Source organism: Yinghuangia sp. YIM S10712 (assembly GCF_051388935.1).
Taxonomy (GTDB): Bacteria; Actinomycetota; Actinomycetes; order Streptomycetales; family Streptomycetaceae; genus Yinghuangia.
The window spans coordinates 117844-121453 of sequence record NZ_JBPKBI010000007.1 but is presented as its reverse complement, the minus strand read 5'-3'; the positions used below and the strand labels follow the sequence as shown (position 1 = coordinate 121453).

Annotated in this window: 5 protein-coding genes; 3 read left to right on the top strand and 2 right to left on the bottom strand. The window is 69.3% G+C overall.

Features of this window, described 5'->3' with window-relative positions:
* Nucleotides 1-230, bottom strand: a 230-nt coding sequence (locus ACRX5W_RS17105; protein WP_436789021.1) for a LysR family transcriptional regulator, incomplete at its 3' end; no start/stop codon positions are given.
* A 243-nt stretch (nt 231-473) separates the two neighbouring features.
* Nucleotides 474-1079, bottom strand: a complete 606-nt coding sequence (locus ACRX5W_RS17100; protein WP_436789020.1) for a flavodoxin family protein — start codon at nt 1077-1079, stop codon at nt 474-476.
* Nucleotides 1080-1109: 30 nt separating this feature from the next.
* On the opposite strand from ACRX5W_RS17100, the gene ACRX5W_RS17095 reads away from it, so the two are divergent.
* The 3 genes from ACRX5W_RS17095 (at nt 1110) to ACRX5W_RS17085 (ending at nt 3419) form a co-directional block, all read left to right on the top strand.
* Nucleotides 1110-1394, top strand: a complete 285-nt coding sequence (locus ACRX5W_RS17095) for a hypothetical protein (protein ID WP_436789019.1) — start codon at nt 1110-1112, stop codon at nt 1392-1394.
* A 49-nt stretch (nt 1395-1443) separates the two neighbouring features.
* Nucleotides 1444-1935: a flavin reductase family protein gene (locus ACRX5W_RS17090; protein WP_436789018.1), complete on the top strand. Its 492-nt coding sequence runs from the start codon at nt 1444-1446 to the stop codon at nt 1933-1935.
* A gap of 329 nt (nt 1936-2264) precedes the next feature.
* Nucleotides 2265-3419: a hypothetical protein gene (locus ACRX5W_RS17085; RefSeq protein WP_436789017.1), complete on the top strand. Its 1155-nt coding sequence runs from the start codon at nt 2265-2267 to the stop codon at nt 3417-3419.
* Nucleotides 3420-3610: the final 191 nt, after the last annotated feature.

Here is a 3610-nt window from a genome sequence, read left to right as displayed (position 1 = left end):
CGCTGCTCGGCATCGAGCAGCGCGCGGGCATGCGGCAGGAACGCCTGGCCGTCGATCGTGAGCCGGGCGCCGCGCGGCGTGCGCATGAACAGCCTTACGCCCAGGTCCTTTTCCAGCACGGCGATGCGCTTCGACACGGCCTGCTGCGTGATCGACAACTCGGCGGCGGCCTCCTGGAATTGCCCGGCGTCGGCGGCGGAAACGAAGGTGCGTACAGCGGCGAGATCCACGCCGGGCATCCTAGTAGGACAACCATCGGTTGTTCTGATGCGGACCGAACGTTGTCTGAATCCCAGGTCATGTGCTGACTTTGATGGTCCGGTTCAACGAACGGTTTACCGGATGACCCGAAGAGGCGGCCTCCGCATGACCGATTCCTTCGTCCACCTGCACAACCACACCGAGTACTCCATGCCGGTCCGCAGCCGAGTTCATCGCGGCTTCGAGGTGCGTCGTGTCGCCTGCGGCAGCGCCTACTCCGGCGGCGCGCCCAGAGGAAGAGCGGCCAGCGCCCGGGCGACCCCGACGAGGTTCGCCGCCATCGCCCGGCCCGTCTTGTGCGCCCATTCGTGACCCCGGTCGTCGTCGAGGTAGCTCGGCCCGGGGCCGGGCCCGAGGTGCCAGTACGTCCACGCCTGGCCCGGGATCGTGTACCCGATGTCGGCAAGCGCGCCGGAGATCTCGCTGATCACGTGGTGGGCGCCGTCCTCGTTGCCGGTCACCACGACCCCCGCGACCCGGTTGTACGCCACGGGCCTGCCTTCGTCGTCGGTCTGCGACAGCAATGCGTCCATCCGCTCCAACACGCGCTGCGCGACGGACGAGGGACGGCCGAGCCAGGTGGGCGAGGCGACGACGAGGATGTCGGCGGCCAGGACTCTGTCCCGGATCCCGGGCCACTGGTCGCCGTCGCCCACGTCGTCGGAGACTCCGGGCCTGATGTCGTGGTCGACGGCCCGCACGTCGTCGACCTCCACACCGTGGCCGCGCAGGGCGTCGGCGACCACCCGGGCCAGCGCGTGGGTGTTGGAATCCTCGGGAGACGGCTTCAGGGTGCAGTTGATGATCAGAGCACGCATGCCGCCCCGCTACCCGCACACGATGGCACCATGCGCGGGCCCGGGGTGTCGGAGAGGTCGGCCAGGTTGCGGCATGTGCTTCTCGACGACGACGATGCTCGGTTGCAGGCGATATTGGTCGCCATGGAGGCGGTGGTGGCCGACGTCGCACACCAAAGCGCCGTGTCCGGCGGCAAGCCCCCTTTCACCGGATTCATGAGCGTGTGGCGATTCCCCACCCACTGGATCGGCATCGGCGTACGCCATCACCGCACCGGGCCGCCGGTGGAGTTGGTCGCGCTCGTCGGGGAACCGGGGCTGCTCGCGGCGCGGTGATCCGGGGGCAGACGTTGCCGTGGCCTTCGGGAGAGGCCACGATCGATCAATGGCTTTCGAGCGGTTTGTCGACGCGTTGGAATACCCGATGTTCGTGGTCACGGCGGTGCACCGTGAGACCGGGGAGCGGGCCGGTTGTCTGGTCGGCTTCGTGTCGCAGTGCAGTATCGACCCCGCGCGGTTTCTCGTGTGCATCTCGACCGCCAACCACACGCACCGCGTCGCTTCGGCTTCGCCCTTGCTCGCGGTTCACGCGCTGGGCGTGGATCAGCGGGAACTGGCCGAGCTTTTCGGGGAGTTGACCGGCGACACCGTCGACAAGTTCGCCCGTTGCCGTTGGGAGCCGGGAGAATCAGGCATACCGCTGCTGACCGATTGCCCGCAACGGTTCGTCGGAACGGTGCTGCACCGTCTGGAAAACCTCGGCGACCACACCGGGTTCGTCCTCGCCCCGCGCGAGTCCGCAGACGACGAGCCGTATGAAGGCGGCCTGCTGATGTTCTCCGACACCCGCGACATGCAGCCGGGCCATCCCGCGTGACGTCGCGTCCTGTCGTGAGGGCTCAGCGGTGCGTCCAGCCAGTGCGTTGCGAAACCTCGGATGAACTCCCAGGAGTTGTTGTGGGTTTTCGGTGCGGTGGGCTGCGGCGGTGGTGATTGTGCGATGTCGAACTCGCGGGACGTGGCCGCACGACACCGGTGTCGTGATCGGTGGCTGTCGGCCTCTTCGCAAACGGGGTGTCGGGGGGTTCGCATTCCGGCCAGACATGAGGGAACCCCCTCGGCCATGGGTGCCGTACGCCCGTAGGCTCGCTGCACCGACGGGTGGCGACGGGGCTTCCCGCGTGTGATTTCCGGGGAGTACGGCTGATGCCGGACGAGGTTCAGGATCTGGCGAGAGCCGCTGCGGCGAACGTGGTCACGGCGATGGGGACCGAACGTTGGTCGCAGGTCCGGGCCACGGTGCTCGATGTGTTGGCCCGGCACACCAGCGATCCGGCGGCGAGTGCGTGGGTCGACTCGTTCGGCACCATGATCGCGACAGCGGACGGGCGCGAGCAGAACAGCCTGCGGGACGCGGCGTACGCACGCTCCGAGTCCGTGTTCGCGAGTCTGCTCGCCGCGCGGCCGGAAGCGGCGGCGGACATCGCCGTGCTGACGCAACAGGCGCCGCCGGCACTCGACTTCTCGAAGGAGTCGGCACCGCAGCAGCCTGCGGCCCCGCACCAGTCCCCGGGCGCGCAATACGCGCCGCCACCGCCGTCGGCGGCTCCGCCGATGCCGGGTCAGCCGGTGCCCGGCCAGCCGATTCCGGGGCAGTTCACGTCGGGGCCGCAGATGTCGCCGGGGCAGCCGGCGCCGGGGCCGTACGGCACGCAGTCCTTCGGCGGTCCGTACTCAGGAGCGCCGGGCGGCATGCCCGGTCCCGCGCACGCCGGGGGCCCGCGCGGGCAGTCGTCCAACCGCATGCTGATCGGCGGCCTCGTCGCGGTGGTCGTCGCGGCGGGTGCGATCTTCGGTGGCGTTGCGCTGTTCAGCGGCGGTGACGACGACGACAAGTGCGCGTCGGCGGCCGGGCGGCCCGCCTTGGCGCAGCCGGCCGCCTTGACGCCGGACGACTGCGGCGACCCCGTCGGTGCCCTGCCGGGAGCGAACGGCGGCAAGAGCGACACGAAGGGATCGACCGCCGAAGACGGCCCGACCGGCGCCGGTTCGGGGGACGTGAACGGGGCGTGGTCGGGAACCTACGAGGTCACCCAACTCGGCATGGACGGACCGTTCACGATCCAGTTCACCCAGCACCAGGACCGGCTCACCGGGCGGCTCGAACTCGACGCAACGGGATGCGATCTCTCGGGGCCCGTGGTGGGGAAGATCGACGGCAACAAGATCACCTTGGACTCGGGAGTCGGGGCCACCGACGAGATTTCGATGAAGGGGACACTGTCGTCCGGCCGCATGTCCGGTACGTTCACCACCACATGCGACGGCGCGTCGGGGACATGGTCGGCGGAGAAGGACTAGGGCGACACCTGGGCCGGCGCGTGGATCATCCGAAGATCCGGCGGAGTGCCTCATAGAATTTCCGGCTTTACGGACATTCGGAGGCAAAACCGTGGCTCTCTCCCAACCGAACCTCACCCGCCGCGCATTCCTCGGGCTCACCGCGGCACTGCCGCTGGCCGGATGCTCGGCCGGCACGACGACCGCGCCGG

Coding starts and splice junctions, on each gene's coding strand:
- ACRX5W_RS17100 (WP_436789020.1), bottom strand. CDS start 1,079: ATGCGTGCTCTGATCATCAACTGCACCCTGAAGCCGTCTCCCGAGGAT.
- ACRX5W_RS17095 (WP_436789019.1), top strand. CDS start 1,110: ATGCGCGGGCCCGGGGTGTCGGAGAGGTCGGCCAGGTTGCGGCATGTG.
- ACRX5W_RS17090 (WP_436789018.1), top strand. CDS start 1,444: ATGGCTTTCGAGCGGTTTGTCGACGCGTTGGAATACCCGATGTTCGTG.
- ACRX5W_RS17085 (WP_436789017.1), top strand. CDS start 2,265: ATGCCGGACGAGGTTCAGGATCTGGCGAGAGCCGCTGCGGCGAACGTG.